The sequence below is a fragment of the Rhodoplanes roseus genome (assembly GCF_003258865.1).
Classification (GTDB): domain Bacteria; phylum Pseudomonadota; class Alphaproteobacteria; order Rhizobiales; family Xanthobacteraceae; genus Rhodoplanes; species Rhodoplanes roseus.
In genome coordinates, this window is record NZ_NPEX01000633.1 from 1 (window position 1) to 686 (window position 686).

1 protein-coding gene is annotated in these 686 nt (G+C 77.1%); it reads right to left on the reverse strand.

Annotation, left to right across the window (positions count from 1 at the left end; translation table 11 throughout):
* Positions 1-14: 14 nt before the first annotated feature.
* A partial coding sequence (locus tag CH341_RS31690) for an ATP-binding cassette domain-containing protein (RefSeq protein ID WP_146604723.1) occupies positions 15-686 on the reverse strand: 672 nt, incomplete at its 5' end.

Genomic DNA, 686 nt, shown 5'->3' on the forward strand with positions numbered 1-686 from the left:
GGCGACGGGGCGACTCAGGTCGTCTGCGGCTCGACCCGCTCGGGCGGCGCCGTGGCGGCGCGGGCGGCCGGGGCCCGCGTCGAGCGAAGCGGCTCGTCGGCGACGATCCGGGCGCCGTCGGGGCGACGGGTCAGAGTCACGCGACGGTCGTGAAACGCGGCGAGCTCGGGCCGGTGACCGACGCTCAGGACGGCGGCCTCGGGCAGCCGGTCCGCCACGACCGTCATCACCTGCGCCTGGGCGGCGACGTCGAGCGCCGAGGTCGCCTCGTCCAGCACGATCACGGCCGGGCGGTGGAGCAGCAGCCGCGCGAAGGCGAGCCGCTGCTTCTCCCCGGCCGACAGCATCCGCTCCCACGGCAGGTCCTCGTCGAGCCGCGGCAGGAACGGCGCCAGGCCGACGGCCGCGAGCGCATCGCGCACGGCCGCGTCGTCGACGGCCCCGCGCGGCCGCGGATAGGCGACGGCCTCCCGCAGGCTGCCGGCCGGCACGTAGGGGCGTTGCGGCACCACCGCGACGGCGCCCGGATGGGCGATCTCTCCTTCGCCCCACGGCCAGCATCCGCCGAGCGAGCGCACCAAGGCGCTCTTGCCGGTGCCCGAATCCCCGACCAGCAGCACGCGCTCGGCCGGCGCGACGGCGAGATCGACGTGATTGACGAGCCGGGTGCCGTCGGCGAGCGCGAC